This is a genomic window from Campylobacter showae CC57C (assembly GCF_000344295.2).
Classification (GTDB): Bacteria; Campylobacterota; Campylobacteria; order Campylobacterales; family Campylobacteraceae; genus Campylobacter_A; species Campylobacter_A showae_B.
This window is the reverse complement of record NZ_AOTD01000224.1, coordinates 1-4,014: the sequence shown is the minus strand read 5'-3', so window position 1 is coordinate 4,014 and position 4,014 is coordinate 1. Positions and strand designations below refer to the sequence as shown.

General features: G+C 51.9%; 3 protein-coding genes and 1 pseudogene. All 4 read left to right on the top strand.

Translation table 11 applies throughout. The annotated features are described in order from the left end of the window. Positions 1–303 precede the first annotated feature (303 nt). Positions 304–1,554, top strand: coding sequence for a lactate racemase domain-containing protein (locus tag H740_RS08840; protein ID WP_002953334.1), 1,251 nt, complete (start codon positions 304–306; stop codon positions 1,552–1,554). 2 nt (positions 1,555–1,556) lie between these two features. Further along, positions 1,557–2,801 (top strand): nickel pincer cofactor biosynthesis protein LarC, encoded by a 1,245-nt coding sequence (larC, locus tag H740_RS08835; RefSeq protein ID WP_002947427.1) that lies wholly within the window; start codon positions 1,557–1,559, stop codon positions 2,799–2,801. Continuing rightward, positions 2,773–3,555, top strand: coding sequence for an ATP-dependent sacrificial sulfur transferase LarE (gene larE, locus H740_RS08830; RefSeq protein ID WP_002953333.1), 783 nt, complete (start codon positions 2,773–2,775; stop codon positions 3,553–3,555). Before larC ends, larE begins: the two co-directional genes overlap by 29 nt. Beyond that, a pseudogene (locus tag H740_RS08825) lies at positions 3,542–4,014 on the top strand (nickel pincer cofactor biosynthesis protein LarB); the annotation flags it as partial. The gene larE and the pseudogene H740_RS08825, both read left to right, overlap by 14 nt.

Here is a 4,014-nt window from a genome sequence, read left to right as displayed (position 1 = left end):
TTTTTAGCGCCGTAGAATAAACATCCGAGCACTACGATTAGTTGGAGAGTGAACTGAGTGCTTTCACTCAAACTGGTTAGGAATTCCATTTGTTCTCCTTTTTGGAAATTACGCCGCGATTATATAAATATTAAAATTAAATACTAATAAAAAAATTAAAAATACATTTGTAAGTATTAATCATATATTTAACCAAATTTGACGCGGCCGCTAGTCAAATTTAATCGATCTAAATGCATTTAAAAGAAAATTTGATATATAATCCCAAGACAAAAAATTAATAAATCTGCTTAAGGAGGAAATATGCAAATCCCTATCGCATACGGCAAAGACGATCATCTAAATCTAGAGATAAACGAGAAAAATTTGCTCGGCGTTTTCGATCCAAACCCCGTGGCTAAATTTGACGAAACGGCGCTCATCGCAAAGGCTCTGGCAAATCCGATAAATCAAAAAAGTTTCGACGAGTTTATCGCGGGCGATGAAAAGATCGTCGTCATCGTAAACGACGGCACGAGACCTACGCCGACAGCAAAAGTTTTAAAGCAAATTTACCCAAAAATTCGCGAAAAAAATAAAATTTTTATCATCGCCACGGGCTGCCATAGAGAGGGTACGCTCGATGAGTACGAGATGATCTTCGGCAAAGAAATTTATGCTGAAATCAGCGCCAAAAACGAAGTTCACGATCACGACTCCAAGCACGATGAGATGGTATTTTTAGGCGAGTCCAAAAACGGTACGCAGATGTATCTAAACAAAATCGTAGCCGAAGCTAAAAAAGTGATCGTCATAGGCTCGGTCGAACCGCACTATTTTGCGGGTTACACCGGCGGCAGAAAGGCCTTTTTGCCTGGCACCGCGTCGTATGAGAGCATCACGCAAAACCACAAGCTCGCCCTAAGCTCCGACGCGCAGGCACTGCGCCTAGAGGGCAACCCCGTGCACGAGGATATGATCGACGCGATGAAGGTGCTCGCGCACATCGACGTTTTTTCGATCCAGACGGTGCTTGATAGCGAGCACGGCGTGTATTACGCGAGCGCCGGACACCTAAACGACAGCTTTTACGACTGCGTGAAAAAGGCAGACGAGGTCTTTTGCGTAAATATCCCGCGCAAGGCCGAGATCGTGATCTCGGTCGCGCCATATCCGATGGATGTTGATCTCTATCAGGCGCAAAAAGCTCTAGACAACGGCAAACTAGCACTCGCGCAGGACGGAATTTTAATCATGGTCGCAAAGTGCCGCACCGGCATCGGACCAAAGCCGTTTTTTGATCTGACGGCTTCCGCGGATACGCCTAAAAAGGTGCTAGAAAAGATCAGCGCGGGCTTTAAGCTCGGCTATCACAAGGCCGCTAAGATGGCTGAAATCTCGCTCTGGGCGCAGACTTGGGCGGTGAGTGATCTAAGCGACGAGGAGATGCGCGCCGTGCATCTAAAGCCATACCACGACATCCAAAGGGCCGTGGACGACGCGCTTACGCAAAAGGGTGCGGACGCTAAAATCATCATCCTGCCGTTTGGCTCGATGACGGTGCCTAAGGCGTAAGTTTGGCTAAAATTTTATATTACGACGCGAGCTGCGGCATTAGCGGCGATATGAATTTAGGCGCGCTGGTGGGGCTCGGAGTGGATTTTGACTATCTTTGCGCCGAGCTTGAGAAGTTAAATTTAGACGGCGAATTTCGCTTGGAACGTAAAAACGTGCTAAAAAACGGCATCGCCGCGACAAAAATCGACGTCGTGCCTCTAAAATCGCAGCCCCACGCCCGAAGCTACGCCGATATTAGGCAAATTTTAGAGAGTTCAAATTTAAGCCAGAGCTGCAAACAAAGAGCGGGCGCGATATTTCGCACAGTTGCCGAGGCCGAGGCCAAAGTCCACGGCACGCAGATAGATCGGGTGCATTTCCACGAGCTTGGCGCGATAGACTCTATCGTCGATATAGCGGGCGCGGCGATCTGTTTTGAATATCTTTTTGAAAATTTAGGCGTCTCACGCGTGCTAAGCTCCAAAATCGAGCTTGGCGGCGGCGTAGCGATCTGCGATCACGGCGCGCTTAGCGTGCCGGCACCCGCCGTTTGCGAAATTTTAAAAGGCGTGCCTGTAGGCCTCGGGCGCGCAAATTTCGAGATGACTACGCCCACGGGAGCGGCGATTTTAAAGGCTTGCGCGGACGAATTTGCAGACAGCGCGAGCTTTAAAATAGAAAAGATCGGCTACGGCGCGGGCGGTAAGGACGCCGCTGGTTTTGCAAACGTGCTTCGCGTAATGCTTTGCGAAACGAGCGAGGATTTAGGCGCGAGCGGCGAGCCGAATTTAAGCGCGAAAAGCGGCTACGGCGAGGTTTGCGAGCAGATTTTAATCTCCACCAACATCGACGATATGGACGCCGAGAGCTTCGCGCTTGCCTGCGATATTTTGCGAGATAGCGGCGCGCTGGACGTGTTTAGCAGGTCTATTTTTATGAAAAAAGGACGCGCGGGTTTTGAGCTAAACGCGCTGTGCCGCAAGAAGGACGCCGCACGGATAAAAGGGCTTATTTTCGCGCACACGACGGCGATCGGAGTTAGAGAGTGCGCCGTGAGGAAAACCGAGCTTGCGCGCGAGTTTTGCGAAGTAGAGACTAAATACGGCAAAATAAGGCTTAAAATTTCTGGCAACGGCCAAATGCAAAAAGCAAAACCAGAATTTGACGAGTGCAAGGCCGCGGCGCTCGCGCACGGCACGACGATCGAGCGGGTGCGAAAAGAGGCGGTGAAGATCTATGACGAAACTAGAAAAACTAAAGGCTGATCTGCGCGGGCTGGGCGAACTAGCAGTCGCATTTAGCGGCGGCGCGGACAGCTCGCTGTTGCTGCGCGCAGCGCACGACGCTCTGGGCGAGCGCGCGATCGGCATAACAATCAGATCGCCCTATATGTCCTCGCGCGAGATCGCCGAAGCCGTGGAATTTGCCCGCATCTACGGCATCAGGCACGAAATTTTAGAGCTAGGCGTCGCGGAGGAGATCAAAGATAACCCCGAAAATCGCTGCTATCTGTGCAAAAAGGCGGTGTTTTCGCGCCTGATCGAGCGCGCCCGTGAGCTTGGCTTTAGCCGCGTCGCAGACGGCACGAACCGCGACGATCTGGGCGAACACCGCCCCGGGCTCAAAGCAAAAGAGGAGCTAGGCGTACTCTCGCCGCTGATAAATTTAACCAAATCCGAGATCCGCGAGCTATCTCGCGAGCTGGGCTTGCCAACCGCCGAAAAGCCCGGCTACGCGTGCTTGCTAACGCGCCTGCCGCACGGGCGCGAGATCGATGAGAGCGAGCTAAATTTGATAGAAGCCGCGGAAAATCTACTCATCGTAAGCGGTTACGCAAACGTCCGCGCGCGGTGCGACCGCAAAAATATAAAGCTGCAAATGCCCTTTTCTAGCATGCGAGACTTCCTAAACGACGTGAAATTTAAAAGCGTCGTTAGGCAGCTCGTGATGCTCGGCGCTGCGGATGTGACGCTCGATCTAAAGGGGCTTAGAGAGGATGTTTTGCATGAGAGAGGATGAAATTTTAGAGCTTTTTGCGGGGATAAAAAGCGGCCGAGTGAACGAGCAAGAGGCACTAAAATACCTGAAAAACTACCCCTACGAGGACGTGGGCTGCGCCAAAATCGACACTCAGCGCGCACTACGAAACGGCGCGGGCGAGGTGATCTACGGCGAGGGCAAGACGGATGATGAAATTTTACGTATCGCAGAAGCGATCGGCGCGAGAGGGCAAAATATCCTGATAACGCGCACGAACGAGCGGGTTTTTGGGCTAGTGCGCGAGGCACTGCCGCAGGCGGAGTTTAACGCTCGCGGCCGCGTCGTCAGCGTCAAATTTAAAGAGCCCGCGCTCACGCAAAACTACATCGCGATAGTCTCGGCCGGCACCGCCGACGGCGCGGTCGTGGAGGAGGCGTACGAGACGGCGAGATTTCTAGGCAACGACGTGCGCAAATTTAGTGACGCGGGCGTGGCGGG

Bases quoted from the DNA above. Each gene is read 5' to 3' on its own strand.
- H740_RS08840 (WP_002953334.1), top strand. From the start codon at position 304: ATGCAAATCCCTATCGCATACGGCAAAGACGATCATCTAAATCTAGAG.
- larE (WP_002953333.1), top strand. From the start codon at position 2,773: ATGACGAAACTAGAAAAACTAAAGGCTGATCTGCGCGGGCTGGGCGAA.